Origin of the sequence: Shewanella sp. UCD-KL12 (genome assembly GCF_001957125.1) — a bacterium.
Taxonomy (GTDB): domain Bacteria; phylum Pseudomonadota; class Gammaproteobacteria; order Enterobacterales; family Shewanellaceae; genus Shewanella.
The window spans coordinates 173488-194294 of record NZ_MPHJ01000005.1; the positions used below are offsets into that span (position 1 = coordinate 173488).

Annotated in this window: 20 protein-coding genes; all 20 read right to left on the bottom strand. The window is 44.8% G+C overall.

The genetic code is table 11. The features are described 5' to 3' along the window. Positions 1–30 precede the first annotated feature (30 nt). Positions 31–624, bottom strand: a complete 594-nt coding sequence (locus BM736_RS11520) for a nucleoside triphosphate pyrophosphatase (RefSeq protein WP_076412126.1) — start codon at positions 622–624, stop codon at positions 31–33. Between the two features lie 2 nt (positions 625–626). Then, the gene (gene mreD, locus BM736_RS11525) at positions 627–1115 is read right to left on the bottom strand and encodes a rod shape-determining protein MreD (protein WP_076412128.1); all 489 of its coding nucleotides are present in this window, start codon (positions 1113–1115) and stop codon (positions 627–629) included. Continuing rightward, positions 1112–1987: a rod shape-determining protein MreC gene (mreC, locus tag BM736_RS11530; protein ID WP_076412130.1), complete on the bottom strand. Its 876-nt coding sequence runs from the start codon at positions 1985–1987 to the stop codon at positions 1112–1114. The genes mreD and mreC overlap by 4 nt, the downstream gene beginning before the upstream one ends. Positions 1988–2244: 257 nt before the next feature. Then, positions 2245–3294: a rod shape-determining protein gene (locus BM736_RS11535; protein WP_076412133.1), complete on the bottom strand. Its 1050-nt coding sequence runs from the start codon at positions 3292–3294 to the stop codon at positions 2245–2247. A gap of 245 nt (positions 3295–3539) precedes the next feature. Beyond that, positions 3540–7547 carry a DUF6701 domain-containing protein gene (locus BM736_RS11540; protein ID WP_083700107.1) on the bottom strand — a complete coding sequence of 1336 codons (4008 nt, stop codon included), beginning with the start codon at positions 7545–7547 and terminating at the stop codon, positions 3540–3542. Then, positions 7540–8016, bottom strand: a complete 477-nt coding sequence (locus BM736_RS11545; RefSeq protein WP_372828698.1) for an MSHA biogenesis protein MshP — start codon at positions 8014–8016, stop codon at positions 7540–7542. The genes BM736_RS11540 and BM736_RS11545 overlap by 8 nt, the downstream gene beginning before the upstream one ends. Then, positions 8006–8845 (bottom strand): PilW family protein, encoded by an 840-nt coding sequence (locus BM736_RS11550; RefSeq protein ID WP_076412136.1) that lies wholly within the window; start codon positions 8843–8845, stop codon positions 8006–8008. Before BM736_RS11550 ends, BM736_RS11545 begins: the two co-directional genes overlap by 11 nt. Further along, the gene (locus BM736_RS11555) at positions 8845–9426 is read right to left on the bottom strand and encodes a type II secretion system protein (protein ID WP_076412139.1); all 582 of its coding nucleotides are present in this window, start codon (positions 9424–9426) and stop codon (positions 8845–8847) included. Before BM736_RS11555 ends, BM736_RS11550 begins: the two co-directional genes overlap by 1 nt. Next, positions 9416–9871, bottom strand: coding sequence for a Tfp pilus assembly protein FimT/FimU (locus tag BM736_RS11560; RefSeq protein ID WP_076412512.1), 456 nt, complete (start codon positions 9869–9871; stop codon positions 9416–9418). Before BM736_RS11560 ends, BM736_RS11555 begins: the two co-directional genes overlap by 11 nt. Before the next feature lie 211 nt (positions 9872–10082). After that, positions 10083–10604 carry a type II secretion system protein gene (locus tag BM736_RS11565; RefSeq protein ID WP_076412141.1) on the bottom strand — a complete coding sequence of 174 codons (522 nt, stop codon included), beginning with the start codon at positions 10602–10604 and terminating at the stop codon, positions 10083–10085. Between the two features lie 210 nt (positions 10605–10814). After that, complete coding sequence (locus BM736_RS11570) at positions 10815–11315, bottom strand: Tfp pilus assembly protein FimT/FimU (RefSeq protein WP_076412144.1); 501 nt, start codon at positions 11313–11315, stop codon at positions 10815–10817. Positions 11316–11570: 255 nt separating this feature from the next. Continuing rightward, positions 11571–12056: a type II secretion system protein gene (locus BM736_RS11575; protein ID WP_076412147.1), complete on the bottom strand. Its 486-nt coding sequence runs from the start codon at positions 12054–12056 to the stop codon at positions 11571–11573. Between the two features lie 20 nt (positions 12057–12076). Continuing rightward, positions 12077–12577, bottom strand: coding sequence for a type II secretion system protein (locus BM736_RS11580; RefSeq protein ID WP_076412150.1), 501 nt, complete (start codon positions 12575–12577; stop codon positions 12077–12079). Between the two features lie 82 nt (positions 12578–12659). Next, positions 12660–13271 (bottom strand): Tfp pilus assembly protein FimT/FimU, encoded by a 612-nt coding sequence (locus tag BM736_RS11585; protein WP_076412520.1) that lies wholly within the window; start codon positions 13269–13271, stop codon positions 12660–12662. Positions 13272–13425: 154 nt separating this feature from the next. After that, positions 13426–13914 carry a hypothetical protein gene (locus tag BM736_RS11590; RefSeq protein WP_076412153.1) on the bottom strand — a complete coding sequence of 163 codons (489 nt, stop codon included), beginning with the start codon at positions 13912–13914 and terminating at the stop codon, positions 13426–13428. Positions 13915–13937: 23 nt separating this feature from the next. Continuing rightward, positions 13938–15158, bottom strand: a complete 1221-nt coding sequence (locus tag BM736_RS11595; protein WP_076412156.1) for a type II secretion system F family protein — start codon at positions 15156–15158, stop codon at positions 13938–13940. 28 nt (positions 15159–15186) lie between these two features. After that, positions 15187–16932, bottom strand: coding sequence for a GspE/PulE family protein (locus tag BM736_RS11600; protein ID WP_076412158.1), 1746 nt, complete (start codon positions 16930–16932; stop codon positions 15187–15189). Next, positions 16929–18194, bottom strand: a complete 1266-nt coding sequence (locus BM736_RS11605) for a lipopolysaccharide assembly protein LapB (protein ID WP_076412161.1) — start codon at positions 18192–18194, stop codon at positions 16929–16931. Before BM736_RS11605 ends, BM736_RS11600 begins: the two co-directional genes overlap by 4 nt. Beyond that, entirely contained in the window at positions 18191–19099 is a 909-nt protein-coding gene (locus tag BM736_RS11610) for an ExeA family protein (RefSeq protein ID WP_076412163.1), read from the bottom strand. Before BM736_RS11610 ends, BM736_RS11605 begins: the two co-directional genes overlap by 4 nt. Positions 19100–19102: 3 nt before the next feature. Continuing rightward, positions 19103–20806, bottom strand: a complete 1704-nt coding sequence (gene mshL / locus BM736_RS11615) for a pilus (MSHA type) biogenesis protein MshL (RefSeq protein WP_076412166.1) — start codon at positions 20804–20806, stop codon at positions 19103–19105. Between the last annotated feature and the right edge of the window lies 1 nt (position 20807).

Here is a 20807-nt window from a genome sequence, read left to right on the forward strand (position 1 = left end):
TAGGTTCTAGGTTCTAGGGCCTAGATAACTTTATAAAATGTTCATCTCTTTTAGCAGTTCACGGGTCTCTACCATGGGCAGCCCCACAACAGCAGAATAGCTACCCTCAATGCGCTCAACAAAGCTGCCACCTAAAGCTTGAATACCATAAGCTCCAGCTTTGTCCATAGGCTCACTCGTGGCGATATAGGCTAAAATATCTTGCTTACTTAGTTGGCAAAATTGCACCTTGGTCTCAACTAAACGAGTCACCGTTTTAGTTCCATCCGTTAATGCCACAGCTGTCATAACACTATGACAATGGCCAGATAATCTAGACAGCATAGCCATAGCATCGGCTTCATCGACTGGCTTACCCAGTATAGTATCGCCCAATACCACTATGGTATCTGAGCCTAATACGACAGCATTCTCAAGCGGAGTCATTTCAAGCCCGGCTTGCGCCTTCTCAACGGCTAAGCGCGAAACAAAGACTTGAGGAGACTCGCCTGCTATATGGCTCTCATCGATATCAGCCGACAAGGTAGTAAAACTAAAGTCCTCTACAGAGAAGCCTAACTGTGCCAATATCTCTTTTCGACGCGGAGAGGCCGAAGCTAAAACTAATCGTGCTGATAACGCCATCTTTATCTCACCTTATATATGCGTCGTAATCGGCGTAACATCCAAAAAACCCAAGGCCAGATGATCAAGCTAGAGATAGCAGGAAGAAATAGGGTTTCATCAAACGTAACGGTAGACACAACAAATTGGATCCAAAAAACCACCAGATGATGCAGGCAGATTAAGCTGGCAATCATCATTGACTGTTGCCACATGGGGAAGTTTCGCAAACGCTGAAAATGCAGCACAACCACATAAACGACGATAGAGATAGAAAGCGCACGAATGCCTAAATGTGCCCCCAATAAGATATCCAACATCACACCCAATATCCAAGCTGATAGGATATTGTATCTATGCGGCAGAGCCATAGCCCAATAGATGATAACTAATAACAACCAATCGGGACGCCATGCTTCGACCAGATCAGGTAGAGGCATAATCTGCAGTAGCATAGCCCCTAACAGGCTTAACCACACGACCCAGCGGCCGTTGGCAATATGCATACTCATTCGCTCACCTCTATAATGGCTTCATCTGAAAGCTCATCTTCCGCTTCTTGTTGCGGCTCGATATCATCAGGCCAGATAAGTAACAGGTACCGAATTCTATCTAATGCGGCTAATGGTTGTGCGGTAACCGTCGCATAGCTTTGGCCATCATCTTTAACCACACTCATCACGCGAGCTACGGGATAGCCCTCAGGAAAACGATTCCCCAGGCCAGACGAGACCAATAGATCTCCAACTAAGATGTCGGTACTCTTAGACACATATTTAAGCTCAAGTTCATCTAATACGCCCGTGCCATTAACCACTAAGCGGACGTCATTACGCGTCACTCGAACCGGAATACCATGAGTCGCATCAGAGATTAACAACACTCGACTGGTCAACTCACTGACCTGTACGACCTGACCGACGACTCCTTGGGCATCAACGACTGGCTGACCAACAAACACCCCCGTTCTCGCACCATGGTTGAGCACAACATATTGATGATAAGGATCGCTTGCGACCTCCATCACCTCAGCCACGACCTTTTTTGAATCCATGTGTACAGGGGAGCCAAGCAAGTCACGCAGACGATCATTTTCCTGACGAAGATGCTCAAAGCGCTGCAGTCGCTCACTCATTAATAACTGCTGACGTAGGAGCTCTTTATTTTGCTTAGCTAGCATGTTGCGGGTCGCGAAGCTTTCAGCAGACCAATCCAACATTGCGCCAGGGATATTGGCAACATACTGAAGTGGACTTAGGACTGAGGAGATAGATTTACGAACGGGATCGAGGCGGCCATTAGCCACAATAAGGATCACTGACAAAATGATCGCCAGCGTCAATCTGAATTGGTTTGAGATACCACGTGCAAAAATTGGCTTCATAAAAACTTATAAACGATTGAAATACCAGTGACCGTCTCAGCATTGTAATTCTTATAATGAGTACGGCATTCTGAAAGCTATCAATAGACTACAGAATAAAAGAGCTTCTTGAAATACCCACAGCTCCCCTAGATCCAATATATAGACTGATGAGTGCGGTATTCTGACTTGCTATCTACAAAATAGAGTAGGAAGGCACAGAAATTATATCAATAGATATAAAATAAGGCGGTGAAACACCGCCTTTTACAAACTGGTTAGTTCTCGTCTGAGAAGAGGTCACCACCGTGCATATCGATCATCTCTAATGCTTTTCCGCCACCGCGTGCAACACAAGTTAATGGATCGTCAGCAACCATGACAGGAATACCTGTTTCCTGCATCAATAAGCGGTCTAAGTCACGAATAAGTGCACCACCACCTGTCAATACCATGCCGCGCTCAGAGATATCTGATGCTAGCTCCGGCGGTGACTGCTCAAGTGCAACCATAACAGCACTCACGATGCCCGATAACGGCTCCTGCAGTGCTTCTAAAATTTCATTACTGTTCAGAGTAAAGCTACGCGGTACACCTTCGGCTAAGTTACGGCCACGTACTTCAATCTCTAACACTTCATCGCCTGGGTATGCAGTGCCTATGGTATGCTTAATGCGCTCAGCAGTTGCTTCACCAATCAGGCTACCGTAGTTGCGACGGACATAGTTGATGATTGCATCATCGAACTTATCACCACCAATGCGTACCGATGAAGAGTAAACCACACCGTTAAGCGAAATAATTGCCACTTCAGTAGTACCACCACCGATATCGACAACCATTGAGCCTGTAGCTTCTGAAACTGGCAAGCCAGCACCAATAGCCGCAGCCATTGGCTCTTCGATTAAGTAAACTTCACGAGCACCAGCACCCATTGCAGACTCACGAATTGCTCGGCGCTCAACTTGTGTAGCACCTACAGGTACACATACCAAAACCCTTGGGCTTGGACGGAATACGCTGTTGTTGTGAACTTGCTTAATGAAGTGTTGAAGCATCTTCTCGGTCACATAGAAATCGGCGATAACACCATCTTTCATTGGACGAATTGCTTGTATGTTACCTGGAGTACGCCCCAACATCTGCTTAGCTTCAGTACCTACAGCTGCCACGGACTTCTGTCCGCCACTTCCTCGTTCGCCACGAATAGCAACAACAGAAGGCTCGTTTAGTACGATACCCTCTTCGCGAACGTAAATTAAGGTGTTAGCTGTACCCAAATCGATCGAAAGATCGTTAGAAAAAATGCCACGCAGCTTCTTGAACATGTAACCAGCCTGTCTCAGTGGAGTCCGAAAATAAAAAATCAGGTAACTCTAACAACGAGACACTGATGACACAAGGGTGATGAGGTTAACATTTGCTAATGAAGCGACTTTTTTTTCAATATCTTGCGAAACAGCGCTTTTACGCCCTAAATTCAGCGAAATATGCCCTACAAAGAACAGTGTACAGGTGTATAGCTAAGATAGGGAGCACACCTAGAGTTTTAGCTCTAGGCGTAGCCTTAATGCTAATTAACTTCTCGCCAGTGGATCACTTTATCGTGGCCACGATAAGTACCAAAAAAAGCACTCGCTCTTGGATCTGATAACGCACCATCACCTTCCCAATTCCAATACCACTGCAACCATAGTGGCACCTCAAGAGGAGCGGTCACTTGACCACGATAACGATTCGGTGTGGCAACTAATGATTGCCACTGAAGCTCGAAACGTCCAAGCCCAAAAGTAGTGCCGCCGTTACGTGTCACAGCCTGACTACCATCAAGTGCCGGGTTATAAATAACACCAGCTGTAGGCAATATACTCGCTACTGCACTACAGTTATCGAGCGTATTCACAGCCCATTGTGCGCCATTCCAAAACTCTGCTGTGGCAGGCATTCTCAATATGGCATCTTCAGGCCCATAGGCATTTTCTAAGGTAATTCGACCATGACGGTAATGCTGAATGGTTAACTCCTTAGCATTACAACTAGCCGCAGTGGCACAGTCGCCAATTGTGCCCGCATTCATATCTGCTGCAGCGATTTTCACGCTGTCAGCGTCATTCATCTGCAAACCTATTGCCATAGAGGTATAGGGGCCGTCGGTAGCGCTATTTAATAAGCGAGAAAATTGAATGTTACTATTAATATTTTCAACCCCTTGGCTAGCCTGACTCCAATCTAAAGAGGGCAGGTCAGACAATCTAGCCTGGTAATTGACACCAGCATTACTGTCTTCACCTACGAGCAAGCCCGAACCAGAAGCAAAATCACCAAAGTAGTTCTTCGTGGTGTCACCACTTAAGTTTCTTGCTCTGATTTTCATCATTAACGTAACAGGCTCATCCATATAGGAAAACACCCCATCACATGACGCGATCATACTTTCATCATAGACTGCAAAATCATTGGGATAGAATCGGCCAATGGGTTTGCTTTCAGCTGCTGTGACTGTGATAGCCTCACCTAAATAGTCGTTTGTTGGCGGCGTCGCTTTTAAGCTAAACACTCCGACCTCACTGATAGACAGCTCCAGTTCATTGAGGCTATTGGCATTAGCATCATGGCTATATGAATCTAAGCTAAGCTCTCCTAACACTCCAGCTGAAGGCTGCTTTAGTATGTGTTTTAAGGGGATATCAGCCTGAACATAGTTTGGCGTCGTTAAGTTATTACAAAAATCGGTATCACCATCTTTTTCCCAAGCCATCGCCTGTATCGATACATCGAAGGTGTCACCTGCAACCTTAAATGCACCACAGGAAGCATCACCCGCCGTGCAGGTTTTTTCAGGTTTTATACATAGACCAACAGGATAACGCACAGTATTGCCTGAACCTTCCATAACCAAGCCTTCGTCATCATCCCCTGGCAGTGCAGTATATTTAGCATGCAGGGCTATTTTACCTGCATCGGCATAATTAAGCTTAAACTTAGCCTTACCTTGGCTATCGAACGCTAAGGTAAATGGCGTGGCATTTAATGCACTCTTGCCAATGTTTGTCTCATTAACTGAGATAGATTTTGCCGACACCATATCTGCTGGGGTGGGGCTGACATATTCACTCCAAAAGTTAACCACTTTACTGGTACTGGCAAATGTTGGTTCACATTGAGGGCTAGAGTCACTCTTTTTAACCGCTGTTATCTCGACATTGTCTTGGGGTTTATTGGCAAGAAAATTGTCGATATTAACGATAAAGCCAGCCTCGGCAAAGTTGAGTGAACAAGCTGTATTGTCGACCAACTTGTCATCGATATAACAAAAGTAGGGCCCCGAAGGTGAAGTTGCGCCTAATCCTAAGGTCGTTAAGCCACCTTCCCCATGCCAAACAGGGGTATCAGTTTCACCTTTAATGCTCACATCACTGTATTTAACATCACCTTTGTATAGCTCAACCGATGACTCAATAGAACTTAAAGTACTGCAATCCTCATTAGCACAAGATTTAATCGTGATCTCTTTTGCCGTACAGCTTAATGCATCCGATGAGAACTGAATACGGTAATGGTTAGTCGCCGGAGGCTCGGCTTCTGCTTCAAAAGCAAAGTAGCCAATATCTTCTGCGAGATGACTACGTTCAGCATCAAGCTGCTGGTCTTCGTCTACTCCAAAACTAACTGTATTATTAAAACTGTCATGGCGACAGCGCCTTATCCAGCCCCCATCTGCACCACGACGTGAGTTTTTGCTTGCCACAACATAGGGCTGACTTACATAGTTGTTTTCATAAAGGGTCGGATGAGCACATTGCTGAGTCAAATTACGTGTACTATTCCCCCCATTGTGATTGGATGCATAACCAAATTCATACAAGATGCTCTCGCCATCTACCAGTATTGAGCCTGAACCTAACCCGGCCACATAACCCAAAATTTCATCCTGATTAATCGCACCGCTTAGCTCTGATGCTTCAATGGCTATTTCAAACTCATCACCCTCAGTATCCACATCATTAATCACTGTAGTAATGAATCTATTATTTTCTCTGGATAACGTTTGCCCGACCATTGCAGGCTGCGCGCCAAACTTATGCCTGAAGTCTATTTCCTCGTAACCCCTTCCTGAAGAGGCTAATCGCTTACCTTGATACTTACCCGTCTCCACTTTCCCTGCTTGCAGTGCACTACCTTGAGCTAAAAAACGGTAGCCTGCTTCCATGATAAAATAATCCACTTCAGGGATAGACGTTGAAGGAACTCTATTACTCGGCGGATCGTTTTGAACAATGGTAGCTGCCCCAGCACTACTAGAAACTAGCCTTACCGTTGATGGCCCATCAGCAATAGAATTAGCGCCATTAATAGTTGGCATTAACATGATGACCGGAGCTGTAGCATAGCTATTTTCGAATTGGATGATCGCGCTGCCGCTATCATTCAAGGTGACTCGTCCAAACTCAAACTGTGGGAATGGACAAGTTAAATAAGCAGAATCTGGGACAAGCACTAAGCTAGACGCCGATGGCGGCTGCCAGTAAAGATGATACGCCTCAGCGCCAGTAGCTTCGTGAAAGCGCAACTCAACCTTATGAGTCCCCGCAGCAAGACCAATATCTCCAGTTCGGCAAGGACTGCCACATTGACCGTGCAACCCATAAAAACCTACAACGACTTGATCATCAATTAGGAGCTCTATTGCATCATCACCATCAATACCGAAGGTGTACTTGCCAGTCTCTGGCACATCTATGTACCCTTCGAAAACACCTACGTAGTTGTCTCCCTGGCTCGAGTGAGGATTAATGCTCACCCCATAGCCATCGATTCGAGGCTCAATAGACTCACCAAGTTGGTTGGTGGTGGTCTTTACCGTATCAAGCAGATCATTGAAATCATCATGATCGACAGGGCTAGTGTATTGCCCAGGCTTCCACTCTCCTGTGTCGTATGTACGGTAGGTGATACCCGCTATTCCAACTTGTTCAGCAGGACATTGAAGAGGTACCACTGGCAGCACAGGTTCTGAGTTATTATCACACATGCCACCAAAGTCGGCATCTTCGATAGCATCATCATCAAAGCCAACATCGCCATTGCCACCTATATTAAGGCTACCACCAGATGCGAGTGCTCCATCAATACTGGCGTTACCAGTTAAGGTGACAGAGCCTGCAACATAGACAATGCCATTGATATAGTTTTGCCCTGCAACAGATAAACTTCCCCTGACATAGATGATGAGATCTTCTGTCTCACCAAAACGATTGAGCGATGCATTGTTCATCGACAAACTATCAAAATAGAGACGTGTGGTAGCGCCATTGGTACTTAAAAAAGATTTGTTACCAAAGCTACCGTGCCTAAAATCATAATCACCAGGGGTAAATGATGCACTGTGACCACTGCAGCCGTTACGACCACAGGTAAGGTTGCCTAGATCAGGACCAATATCATCAGGGTGGACTAAACCATTCGGGTGATGATTTCCAGTAGGCGGATCAGTAAAAATCTCATCACATTGCGGTACAGCGAAGGCCATACCGATACCGCTTAGGCTAATAAGTAGTACTGCTAGCATAGCTCTAATCACGGGCCTCAACCTCCACCTGTCGGTTAACTCTTAAGCAGTTACCATTATCATTGTCACAATCACCCGTTTCGCACGTTGCAGTGCTGGTTATTCGATAATGGTTTACCGTATTTACTAAACTGGCGTTACAGGTTAACGCTACACGGCAGCCATGAAACCCTGGCTCATTAGGGACAGTCCAATCACTGGTTGCTGCGCAAGTTGCCGCTGAGGCATCAAGTGGAAACAGCTGAGCTAATGCACTGTCGGCACCAGAGTTTGCGGCCGCCAGAGCGCGGGTCCCCCACACCTCAAGGTTCACCTGCTCATCTGCATCTTCGAGCACATTGATTAGCGCTGACGCCATTAAAAACATCACTGTGATAACAAAAATACCAATCACCAATGCGCTACCTTGCTGATTCGCAAGGCGACGGCTTAATCCTTTTTGCAAAGGTATCTGGCTATGTCGGCGCATATTAAGGGACATTGACTACCTGCACTTGATGTTGGTATTGAAACTCTTGACCATTGACTGAAAACTGCGGTGTTAATTGCACCACGGCATTATTAGCTAAAGTGCCCGGTGTATAAAAGATTGGCCAACCTGTCGTATTATTAATCACTACATTTTCAGCCATCAATGCACTGTCATCATCGCCTCCCATATCATCTGGCGAAGGTTGCAAGTCATTAAACATATTATAACTGTCGTAGCGTCTGATATCGCCATTAGCAAAAAAACAGTAGCTCACCGCATTAGCTACCATAAAATAACGACTTCTAGGCGAGGCCTCACTGAAACGCACTAAGCCATCGAAAGTAATGGTTCCACTTCTTGGGTCAGCATCAGCAGTAAAACTTGCAATATCTAGCATACGACTTTCTGCTGCAGTGGGTGTTGCCGAGTAGATATGAGCTGGCTGCAAAGGGTAAACCAGCATACGCTGATTAGTATTGATACCTTGTGAAGCGGTCATCACTGTTCCAGTTAATGCTGAAGCTGCGGGAGCAATAGGAATATCAAGATAGGATGCACTTCCCTGAATCGGCACAAACTCGATACACTGAAATGTTGTAGGGCTTTCTGTGACCCGTAAACTATTTGGCACTGCATTTCGAACTTCGCGGGTCATACGCTCCATCGCGAAACGACTTTGACTGAGTACTTGATCAACTGATGTCGACTCAACAAATATTCGTGTTCCCAAGATCACAAAACTACTCACGCCAAGCACTAACACGCCAAGTATGATGATCACCATCACCATCTCAACCAGCGTGAAGCCTGATGCTTTAACCTTGTTTAAACTCTTCATCAGTAGTTACTCCGCACAGCATTGTAAGTGATCACTTCATTGCTAGGGGTAGTAACATCAATGCGAATCAACTTGGTATTTCTATTGGGATTATTAGGGTAGGTAACTGTGACACTAAGCTGATAGTTAGGATACTCACTTGCATAGGTGTTATTCGAGTTAAGCATCAAACTCGCCTGTGTTAAACCATGATAGTCATCGACATCATTAAAGGTATTTCGGGTTTCTCCAGCATCCGGGCCAAAATTAACAGGTGGCGTGCAATCGTCTCCAGCTGGCAAGCCTAATTCAGGTCTAGCCACTGCTCCACATGCGGGAGTACCACCATTGGCGTTAGTATTTTGATCATAGCGCTTACTCCAGATCTCATTCAATATCGAGTGAGCAAGCTCAGCAGAACGAACTCTATGTAAAGTCTCAGCGGCACGGTCGGCTTGAGGAAACAACATACTCGTCAGCAAGACTAGCGCAATACTCAACACCACCATACCAACGACTAACTCGATTAGAGTAAAGCCCTGTGACTTAGACAGAGTTTGAGAGCGGAACATTGATAATTTAGAACAAGGATTAGCGACCATGGATATACCCCTGACTCTCGATAGCGATCTGCAAAGTCTCATCGGCGATCACATTGATACATGGTCCGCTACAACCCATATTGGTGAGCCCTGCATTATCGAAACTCACGTTAAAGGTATCATGACTATCGGATGCTCGCGTTAAGCTAGCGCCGCCAGCAAAATCCTGCTTAGCCTCAGTTCGACTTGCTCCACTGCAGTTATTGTTGTCGAATCTGCGCAGTTGATAACCATCGCTATCAATATCAACTCGATAGCAACGATCTTGGTTATTCATCGCCATCAACTGAGCTTTACGCAGTTCACTAATAAACTCATCTCTAAGCGTAAAAGCACTGTAACTTGAATTGGTCATCAGGCGCGGCAAAATCACCACTGACAGGATGGCAATTAGCATTATGGTGGTCACTAGCTCTACTAAGGTAAAGCCGGCATTATTTCTCATCTGCATACCGTTTAATTAAATCGATTAACACTCCGATGTTCAAAGCTAAGTATGACAAAAAAACCTGATTTTTTATATGTATATAATATCTATCAGCTTAAAAAATAAAAACCATTCTTTTGACACTAAACTACATGGCTTAAATAAAAAAACCTCCAGCTTTTGCTAGAGGTTCCAATAGTAATAGCTAACTGTAACTTGCCGCTAAAAATTAGCAGCCTGTTTCAACAATCGCGTAGCTCGGTGGAGTGATCACATCGTTAGTTTCAGATGCCTCAGTATAATCTAAACGACAATCTCCCCCTGGAGTTTTCCCTTTAGGAACAAAGATAATCACTCCTCCTTGCGAACGAACTCCCCAATCCTCTGTAGCAGCAGTGTTGTTTCCAGGTACCTCTTCAAACTGCATATCTAATGCAAGCTCTAGGTTTGTAATGGTCGTTGTTTCACTGTTAAAGCTTCTTATATACCCATAATCAAGTGTTATCGTCACACCATCTTCCAGCTCAACATCCTGATTATTTTCTGTTTCTAAGCCTTGAATTGCAGCCTTAGAGTAAACGAGTGCGTTCGCTCCTTGGAGTGCAGCCTTCATACCACTGAGAGTCGACTCTCTAGCATCAGATTGTAAGTTGATAAACTTAGGTGCAGCAGTTACCGCTAAAATACCCAGAATGATAATCACCACAACCAACTCTATCAGGGTAAACCCCTGCTGTTTAAATTTATTCATACGACTCACCATTATTAAAATCTATAACAAAAACACCAATTAACAATAATGTAACACCGTAATCATTCATTGAATAGTATGAAGAAGAATATCTGCAGCAATTTACCTGAGGTTACAGCAATGGTAGATGCCTATGTAGATGATGTATCAGCTACAAAAAAGGCCCACTCTTACCAAGTAGACCTTCTCAAGATAGCGCCCTATCGATTGCTAACAGGCAAATGGATCGTCACCACCGCCTGGAGTATAGAGCTGGTAAGTTGGCGACGTTGACGCGTCAGCTGCCTGTACATAGGTAAAGTGACAGGTATCTGCTGGCGCATTAACAGGAGCAAACTTGAGCTCTCCAGCCGTAGATGAATCAACTTGCCAATCTGCAGCCTCAAAGTCCATCGCATTAGCAACTTCATCGATATCAGCTTGTAAATAGCCATAATTGGTTACCGCTAAGTCATCAGAGCCAATGTCGACCCCATCGTTGTTCGCCCAATCGCCAGAAGCCGTTTTTTCATCCCCACCAATAGCAGCCTTTGAGTAAACTAAGGAGTTAGTCCCTTGTAGCGCACCTTTAAATCCATTTAGTGTAGAAAGTCGAGCATCGCTTTGAAGATTGATAAATTTAGGTGCTGCAGTCACTGCCAAGATCCCTAAGATAATAATCACTACAACTAACTCTATCAGGGTAAACCCTTGCTGCTTCACTCTACCCATATCTAACTCCCCCTTAATGCCAGCCTTGTTAGGCTCATTATTTAATTCTAGTTAACAGAAATACAGTTAACAATAACGTAACAGAATAAATGACTGGTGAGTAGTAGAGAGGGTAAAGATCTGAAGTCTTGTTTAGAAAAATACGAGTAAGTATGTAGCTCTTAAGCTTTCTGGAGTTAAAAATAGCAGGCATGAAAAAAGCCAGTTGAATATCTCAACTGGCTTTATAAATCAGCTCAACGTTTGCAGGCCTGCTTAACAATCATCAGCAACAGTTTTGTAAACTGGTGCTGTTGTACTTGTAGCATCAGTATACTCAACGAAACATTGTTTATCGTCGGCAGGAGTAATATCTTCTGGATGAATGATCATGTCAGCGTCACTTTCAGAGCCTGGAGCTACGATTGTCCATTCAGCTGCATCGATATCAAGGATTTTAGCCATCTCATCTTTATCAGCCTTCACATAACCATAGACACCAATAACATCTGCAGTTCCATCATTATCAGTATCAATGTTGGCAGTTGATCCGCCATCAACCTTTTCTTGACCTTGGATAGCAGCCTTAGAGTAAAGCAGGGTGTTTGCGCCCTGTAGTGCTCCTTTCATACCATCTAACGTTGAGGCACGAGCATCAGACTGAAGGTTGATAAACTTAGGCGCAGCTGTAACAGCTAAAATACCTAGAATGATAATAACGACCACTAATTCAATTAGCGTAAAACCATTTTGCTTTTTCATTGTAAAAACTTCCTAAAGTATTAACAGCCAGTAACGACACTATTTATTGAAAACTCACCAGCAGTTGTCGTAACAGTGTTGGTATACGTAACATTACATGTCGCTTTAGTTGCACCTTGAGGGTAGATAACAACAGTATTTGTTCCACTTTCATCGTATACCCACTCAGTTGTTGTAATGCTGTCATCTTCATCAGACACATCAATATCAAGCATATTAATCAGGCTATCTTCCCAAATAGCGACCGCATGGCCAAAGTTCAACAACACCTTGTTTCCCGCTGAGTCGATAATTACTTCAACACCACTTGCGGCAGCCTTACTCTCATTACCTGCAATCAAAGATTTTGAATGAACTAGGCTATCGCCACCTTTTATCGCTGCTTCTAAACCAGCAACCGTTGATGCACGAGCATCGGACTGAAGATTAATAAACTTAGGTGCTGCAGTTACAGCAAGAATACCTAGAATGATAATGACAACCACTAATTCAATTAGCGTAAAACCATTTTGTTGCTTCATTTGTACTACCTTTTATACAACTTAATATATGACTCTATTACAGAGAAAACGTCTCAAAACTCATGTATTGGTTTTAGAGCTCTTAATTAGTAAAACTAACTACAGTTCCAGTACCAGGGTTATAGGTGATCCCCTTTCCGTCATCAAGATCAGGAGCTGGTGTTGGTACACCTGTAGTCTGATCTAACACTAACGAAGCAACCTGATGATAGACACATAAACCTATACCTGTGACAGTGTCTCCATTCAGATCTGTGGCTGTTCCGCCAACACCTGCGAGCATTCTCACGGTGTAGCGTTGATTACGAGCATCTTCATCGTACTGAACATTTCGTGGCGCGCTTTGCAGTACTGAGTCAAACACCTGCTGGCAGCGGTTATCGTTCATAGCAGTCACATCTGTACCATTTGGACCTGTTCCTGTAGGGAAACCAAAGCGAGTATCCAATGAAACACTAGTACCATCGAGAATAACTGTATTGTTATTTCTCCCATCTACTTCCCACTGGGCACGAACAAAGCCAACAGCAGTAGCCAAGCCACCAGTCACACCATCTAAACTGGCATCTTCTGCATCTTCTGTGACATTGAGAAAACGTGGAATCGCGGTTGCCGCTAGCAAACCAAGAATTACAATGACAATTACAAGTTCTATTAACGAGAACCCTTGTTGACGGCTTCGAGCATTAGTCATAGTTGTACCCTTAAATTGAGCATTCACTTGGTTATTCATTTGGCTAACCATTCGAACACAGATTTGCTTATCCATATAAGCCCCCATAGCATATTTTACAATTCTAACAGTTCACAGAAAATTAGAAACCTATGATCTAGCTCTATTTTCTCAATTATTTGTCATTCGTCAAAAAAATTACGCGACCAGAGGCCAGCTGATAACCAATACGATCAGAGTTGTTAGCAATGTAGCTACAAACATCTCTTTTGGCGTCGATCTCAGATACAAACTGTTGTAACAAAGTATCCTTCCCCAACAATTGGTACCAGAGCTGTTCACAGCCTGATGCGTCCAGACTGTTAGGTAAAGGCCAGCCGCCAGCACTCATTTTCACATAAGACTCAGCATATTCTGTGCCAGTCGAATCCCAGCTCAGCTTCATCTCTGTCGGGCGACCTTGTGCTAACCACTGCGCCTTAACCATACCTAGTACATTGAGCAAACGGTTATGATCCACTCTTAACCCTTGTGAACTAATATTGCTCACTGAGCCAAAGTAACGAAATCCCAAAACGCTAAGCAAAGTCAGAAGCAATACGATAGCGACCACCTTGCCAAATACCTGTAGCAGTTCGCCATCTGCCTTTTGCTGGCTCTTCATCGCCTTTCAGACCTTTCAAACATCTACTGTCCACCTTTGACAACGTTAAGCATATCCCACATCGGTAAGTAGATACCCAAGGCTAAGATCAGCACGATCACAGCAACAAAACCAATTAAGATAGGCTCGAGCTTGGCAGTGAGGTTCTTAAGATCATAATCGACCTCACCTTCATAGAAGTCAGCAGCATCATTAAGTAACTGATCGATTTGTCCTGTCTCTTCACCCACTGCAACCATCTGCAATACCAGTGGAGTAAATAGTTGGCTTTGATTCGAGACACGTAGCATGGAGTCACCCGATTCTATTCCACGGCGCATCGCGACAATTCGATCATGCATATAAGCATTATCAACCGCATCGGCGACTAAACTGAGTGCCTGGGTCATAGGTACGCCTGCGCTGAGCATCATAGAAAAACTACGGCAGTAGCGAGACAGAGTTGAACGCTCGATGATACTGCCTACAGCAGGGATATGTAGTTTCCACTTATCCCACTGCTTCTCACCTTTCTCAGTACTATGCCAATAGCGGATACCGATAAAGGTGGCAGCAAGCCCCACCAACATAACAGGCCAATAATTGACGAATATACTCGATGTATTAATTAACAGTTTGGTCGCCCAGGGCAGGTCTGCACCGAAACGGGAGAACATATCGGCAAACTTGGGGATCACCATAATGTTTAATATCACCATGGCAATGGCGATCGCGATCAATACAAAAATAGGGTAGCGCATCGCCGCCTTGATCCGACGACGAGTCTCCTGCTCACGTTCAATGTAACCAGAGAGCTGCATAAAGGCATCTTCAAGCTTACCTGTATTCTCACCTACGTGAACCATAGAGACAAACAACGCATCGAACACATCAGGATGATGGTTCATCGCAGAAGACAGCGGTCGACCAGAGGTTAATTGCTCTGAGATATCATTGAGGGCATCGCGCATTCGTTGAGAATGCGTCGTCTCAGAAAGGCCGGCAATCGCTCGTAAAATAGGGATACCAGAGCGAGTTAAGGAATACATCTGCCGAGTAAATATCTGTAGTTCAGCTAAACTCACCTTACCTTTGAAAATAGCGGCTAAAGAGAAATCCTGTTTCTCCTTCGCTTCATTAAGCTCTAATGGAATAACAGATCGTGACATAAGTTGATCGGCAGCCGCACTTTCAGAGGTAGCATCAACCACCCCTGTCACTTGCTGGCCTTGGGCATCACGCCCTCGGTACTTATAAACCGCCATTAGCCTTGCCCCTCTTTTCAATAGTCACTTATTGCGTCACCATATCCGCAGAAAGAGGTATTTGAGATTCAGTCACATCCTCTACTAACTTTGAAACCTCTTCGATTGTCGTCATCCCCTCAGAAAGATATTTTAAGGCTGACTCTGCTAGCGGCGTAAAATTCGGACTGTTTTTTGCTGCTTGAGCAAAATCTTGTGGATTACCGGTACGCATGGCTTCAATCATAGATTCATCTAATTCTAAGATCTCAAACACACCAATACGCCCACGATAACCACTGCCATTACAGCTTTGACATCCTGAGCCGATTTTAAACTTGGCCTGAGAAAAGTCCTGATGGCTTACTGAGCCGAGCCAAGCACTGTCTTGCGCCGTTAACTGATAATCACGGGAACAGTTATGACAAACCCGTCGAACCAGTCGTTGAGCGATAATTACTCTGAGTGCGCTCGCAACTAAATAGCTGGCAGCCCCCATATCGAGTAAACGCAGTGCACTAGTAACCGCATCGTTAGTGTGAAGTGTTGACAGTACAAAGTGACCAGTTAATGCACCTCTAAGCCCAATTTCTACGGTTTCTTGGTCTCGCATCTCACCGACCATGATGATATCGGGATCTTGACGTAAGGTGGTTCGAAGGACGTTAGAGAAATCTAAGCCAATTTTATGATTTACCTGAACTTGGTTAATACGTGGCAACTGGTACTCGACAGGATCTTCTACCGTAATAATTTTTCTGTCTGCAGTATTCAGCTCACTGAGCACACCATACAAGGTTGTCGTTTTACCGCTACCCGTTGGGCCTGTCACCAAGAGCATACCGTGGGGTCGCTTTATCTGTTTACGGACTCGCGCCAAGATCTCTGGTGGCATCCCAGTTTCATTTAGGGTCAATAAGCCTGCCGATTGATCAAGCAGTCGCATCACCACTGACTCACCATGATAGATAGGCATAGTCGACATACGTACATCTATCTTATGGCCCTTGATCTCCATATGAAAACGCCCATCTTGAGGCAAGCGTTTTTCAGAAATATCCAAGCCAGCCATTAGCTTCAGCCTAAGTACTAAGGCTGCAGCAATACTGGCTTCAGGTAAGGTGTTTTCATGCAGCTGTCCATCAATACGTTGACGAATACGCAGCACTTTCTCACCAGGTTCAATGTGAATATCCGATGCTCTCATCTGTACTGCATCTTCAAAAATCGACTGCAATAACTTAACAACTGTGGTTTCGTTATCACTATCACCATCGGTTAGGCTGGCGAGATCAAACTGGTCATCGGCTGCATACTCCTCCTCCAGCTTACCAGCGATCTGAGCAATCTCATCGGTACGTCGATAAAGGTTGTCAAAGGCATCGAGAAGTTGGCTCTCAGTGACAACAGCTATTTTGATTAACTTAGGTAGTAGTTGTACTTCAAGGTTATCCATAGCCTGCAGATCGGCAGGATCGCTCATGGCAACGAGAACGCTGTCACCATTATCTTCGACCACTAAAGCACGGTAACGTCTAGCTTGTACCTCTGGCAGTAGATTGACAACTTCAGCAGGAATTGGACGCTTACTGATATCAAGAAATGGAATATTCAGTTGCTGGGATAAAAACTTTAATAATTGCTCTTCGGTAATACAGTTAAGATCGATGAGCGTACGACCTAGTTTTTTACCGCTATTTCTCTGTTCTGATAGTGCTTGTAATAGCTGGTCTTCACCAATAATCTGCTCTTGAACAAGGAGATCACCTAGACGCATCTTTAACTTTGGTTTCACTCGCTCTCTCCTAACTGGACTAACCTGTTTTCAATGTATTCAGCAGCTTGCTTAGACAAACCACTAGCAGAAAGGGCTTGATGGTATGCTTGTTTAGCAGGCTCATATTTCTGCTGGGCATCGAGTGCATGCGCCAACCCCATCCACCACTTAGCTTGATGAGTTTCTATACGTAATAGATTGCGGTAGCTCTGCTCCGCTAACAGGTAATCGCCCTCTTTCTGCGCTAAACTACTCTGCATTGTCCATTTCTGCTTGGCGTAACTACTTTGATCTGAGATCAAACCAAGCGTCAATATGGCTTGTTTACGCTTACCGGATGCCAGCTGAACACGAGATAATAAGATCGCGTAATCATGCTCCTGAGGAAAAAGTGCCATACCTTTAGACAGAGTATCACTCGCTAAGTCGAGCCTATTTTGACCATAATACAGTGCCGCAAGTTGCCTTCTTGCTGCGTGCATCTCAGGTTTCAATGCCAGTACTTCGCTGTAATAGACAACCGCATCACTCAATAAGCCCTGGTTTTCAGCTTCACTCGCTAAGCGGTACCTTCTTTGTGCCAATTGCTCATTGGAAACTTGCACTTCAGTCACCGCCATTGAGCTAGCTCTAGGCTCTGTTCCTGCCTTTGTTATAGTCTCTGACTGCTCAAGCATAGGTTCGAGTTTAGCTTCAAGTGCAGGCTTAACTTTAGTCACTAATGGCTGAGAAGGATTAACTTGTACACTAACAGTATTTAAATCCGAAGCCTCCACTACAGCACTTGGTGAGCTTGCAGCCTCACTTGGCTTTGCAACCAGATCTTTAGTCTGTGTCGAGTCTGCTGTTGTTGAGGCAGTCGCGATAGCAGGAACTGGCTCAATCACAAGCTCGGCTACAGTCATTGGATTGGTATTAGCCGAAGGTTCTATCCCTGCTGATGGCTCTATTCCAGCGGTAGGCTCTTCTATAGCTGAAGATTCTTTCCTAGCTAATGGCTCTTCTCCAGCTGAAGGCTCTATCTCTTTTGGGGTCGGGTTCGAGGCTGGTAATTGATTTGAGGCTGGCGGATTTGAAGCCGTAGGCTCTATATTCGACAGTGTTATCCAGCTATAAGTGATACCTGCGATAAGTAAAACAGAGACGATTGCCAGTAAGATCCAAGGTAAGCTTGAAGCAGGTTTACCACGATATTGGACTGGGGCAACATTAAGGTTCTCTAGACTATGAGGCTGCTGGCGCTTATCCAGATCTTTAAGCATAGAATTAATGACACTCATGCATTAACTCCATAAAAAAGATGTAACCCAAGGCCACTCACCGCAGAGATTAAACTTAATCCTATTAGCCAAAGCCACCGACCTCGAATACTTAGCTGAGCATCTTGGGTATCAATAATCGCGCCCTTAACATGACGATATTCGACCCGACTAGCTCCTTCACCGAAGCTCAGCAACAAGGCCTTATGAGCTAAAATATTGATCAATCTGGGTATCCCTTTTGAGGCTGCAGCAAGTTTACGGGTATCTTTATGGCTAAATAGCGGCTGGCCCACGCTACCAGCAACCGATAACCTATGTTGTACATACGCATCAGCTTCATCAAGGGTTAAAGGTCTTAGGCAATAGCTAAAGGTTATCCTCTGCCTAAGTTGCCTAAAGTGATGTTTATTCAGTCTTTCATCTAGCTCAGGCTGAGCAAACAGCACAACTTGCAAAAGTTTTCGACTCTCAGTCTCTAAGTTCGTAAATAGCCGTAAAGCTTCCAAACTTTCATCTGGCAGAGCCTGAGCCTCATCAAGTACTAAAACAATTGAATGACCGTGGGCACAAAGTGCCAGCAACTGTTGTTGAATAAGGCCCGTTAGCTGTATCTGATCGATATCGGCTGAATACTTCAACCCCAGCTCAAGCGCGACAGCCCATCTTAATTCAGCTGGAGAGAGATAAGGGTTAGGAAGATAAGCACAATGGAAGCGTTTTGGTAGCTCATTAATAAGTTTACGACAGATGAGTGTTTTGCCGGTTCCGACCTCACCTGTCACCTTGATAAATCCTTCCCCCGTTTGCAGGGCTGTTTGTAGCACCTGCAACGCCTCAACATGGGGCGCGAGCCCAAAGAAGAACTCTGTATTAGGGGTGAGTGAGAAAGGCGTTTCCGCTAACCCAAAATGTTGCAGGTACAAAATTTACTGCCCTTGATCGCTTTCATCTTGCTCTTCTGGGTACCAACGATCGAGTAACTCTTTAGAGCGTTGTAGTTCATCTTTCCAGGTATCGGCACCAACAACTGTTGGCTTCAGCAAGATAACAAGTTCAGTTTTCTTCAATGACTTAGAGCGGTTGGTAAATAACTCACCTACAAGTGGAATATCACCAAGTATTGGTACTTGAGATTTTATCTCAATATTTTCACTCTTCATTAAACCGCCAATCACGACAACATCGCCAGTCCTAGCCTTAATCACAGTATCAGACTCACGAATATCACTCTGAGCTAAAGGCAGTTCAAGCGCACTATCAGAGATCTTGATGGTTTTAACCTGCTCTTTAATATCGATAACTGAAGGGTGAATATGCAGTAGCACATTACCTTCACCATCAATCTGAGGCGTCACATCTAACGCAATGCCTGAGAAAAAGGGCGTTAACTCCACTTCAGGTGTCGTAACTGGCGTGGTACCAGCTACGGTTGTAGAGGAGACATCTGTAACAAAGTACTCATCTGTCCCTACTTTAATCACAGCCTTCTGGTTATTTGACGCCGTTACTCGTGGGCTAGATAGCACATCAACATCACCTTGAGTGTCGAGCAGGCTTATCATCGCGCTAAAGTCACTACCTGAAAACTTAAGTGATGTCACCCCACCAATTACACCCGTTATCTGATCAGATAAGCCGCTACCACTTGGCGATGTGCCAAAAGAGATATCTGTATCACCGACATGACCCAATACATTTTCCCAATGGATCCCTTGCTGGTAACCATCAGACAGAGTGACCTCTAAGATCTTGGCTTCTAAAATAACCTGACGCTGCAGATGGCTTTCAGCTGTTTGTAAAAATGAGCGAACCTGTCTTAATTCATTCGGATAGCCACGTACAGTCACAAGCCCAGCCTGAGGAGTTACAACAACCTGACGTCCGCCCCCCGTATTACCCACTATCGATACTAAGGTTTCCTTTAACTCACCCCAAAAGTCTGTCTTAGTTTTTGAGCGAATAAAAGTACCATTGGTTGTTTCGTTACTATTACTGCCACTTGAGTCTGAGCTATTGTTAGAGGAGCTGTTGTTACTGCTGTTGTTACTATTATTACTATTGCTATTTCCAGAGCTCGAATTGTTGTTACTGTCCGAGATACGTCCAGAGTTGACCGAGGTCAATGAGAGACCATGTCGCTCCATATAGAGATAGTTCAGCGGAAATGTTTCTGTGCGCATGCCAGCAGGATAGATGCGTAAGATGCGCCCTTCACGACTCACTTCATACCCATAAATATCTTCAACAACTTGCAGTGCTTCGCTGAGCGTCACTCCTTTGAGAGATAGCGAGATGGTGCCCGTCACTTCTGGGTGAACAGCTACACTCAAGGGCGTACCCTGCACTAAGCTCGGGAAAAAGACACTCGCCTCTACATCATGGGCCGATACATCAAATCGACGTTCAGCCCTTTGAGTGGGTGCAATACCCGCTAATAGGTCCGATGAAGCAAGCTCCTGCTGTATTGCTTCAGGCATTTGCGCTGGCGGTGGGGTGTTACTTTTAGCTTCTTCAGCTTTCACCGACTTATCTAATACCTCTTTCGAGGCTTGAGGGTCGGGTCTGTCAGTGGTTTGGCATGCAACTAAGAGCAAAGCTAACAGGGGCGTAATTTTTATAAGCGCAGTCATT

Bases quoted from the DNA above. Each gene is read 5' to 3' on its own strand.
- BM736_RS11520 (WP_076412126.1), bottom strand. From the start codon at position 624: ATGGCGTTATCAGCACGATTAGTTTTAGCTTCGGCCTCTCCGCGTCGA.
- mreD (WP_076412128.1), bottom strand. From the start codon at position 1,115: ATGAGTATGCATATTGCCAACGGCCGCTGGGTCGTGTGGTTAAGCCTG.
- mreC (WP_076412130.1), bottom strand. From the start codon at position 1,987: ATGAAGCCAATTTTTGCACGTGGTATCTCAAACCAATTCAGATTGACG.
- BM736_RS11535 (WP_076412133.1), bottom strand. From the start codon at position 3,294: ATGTTCAAGAAGCTGCGTGGCATTTTTTCTAACGATCTTTCGATCGAT.
- BM736_RS11545 (WP_372828698.1), bottom strand. From the start codon at position 8,016: ATGTCCCTTAATATGCGCCGACATAGCCAGATACCTTTGCAAAAAGGA.
- BM736_RS11550 (WP_076412136.1), bottom strand. From the start codon at position 8,845: ATGAAGAGTTTAAACAAGGTTAAAGCATCAGGCTTCACGCTGGTTGAG.
- BM736_RS11555 (WP_076412139.1), bottom strand. From the start codon at position 9,426: ATGGTCGCTAATCCTTGTTCTAAATTATCAATGTTCCGCTCTCAAACT.
- BM736_RS11560 (WP_076412512.1), bottom strand. From the start codon at position 9,871: ATGAGAAATAATGCCGGCTTTACCTTAGTAGAGCTAGTGACCACCATA.
- BM736_RS11565 (WP_076412141.1), bottom strand. From the start codon at position 10,604: ATGAATAAATTTAAACAGCAGGGGTTTACCCTGATAGAGTTGGTTGTG.
- BM736_RS11570 (WP_076412144.1), bottom strand. From the start codon at position 11,315: ATGGGTAGAGTGAAGCAGCAAGGGTTTACCCTGATAGAGTTAGTTGTA.
- BM736_RS11575 (WP_076412147.1), bottom strand. From the start codon at position 12,056: ATGAAAAAGCAAAATGGTTTTACGCTAATTGAATTAGTGGTCGTTATT.
- BM736_RS11580 (WP_076412150.1), bottom strand. From the start codon at position 12,577: ATGAAGCAACAAAATGGTTTTACGCTAATTGAATTAGTGGTTGTCATT.
- BM736_RS11585 (WP_076412520.1), bottom strand. From the start codon at position 13,271: ATGACTAATGCTCGAAGCCGTCAACAAGGGTTCTCGTTAATAGAACTT.
- BM736_RS11590 (WP_076412153.1), bottom strand. From the start codon at position 13,914: ATGAAGAGCCAGCAAAAGGCAGATGGCGAACTGCTACAGGTATTTGGC.
- BM736_RS11595 (WP_076412156.1), bottom strand. From the start codon at position 15,158: ATGGCGGTTTATAAGTACCGAGGGCGTGATGCCCAAGGCCAGCAAGTG.
- BM736_RS11605 (WP_076412161.1), bottom strand. From the start codon at position 18,194: ATGAGTGTCATTAATTCTATGCTTAAAGATCTGGATAAGCGCCAGCAG.
- mshL (WP_076412166.1), bottom strand. From the start codon at position 20,806: ATGACTGCGCTTATAAAAATTACGCCCCTGTTAGCTTTGCTCTTAGTT.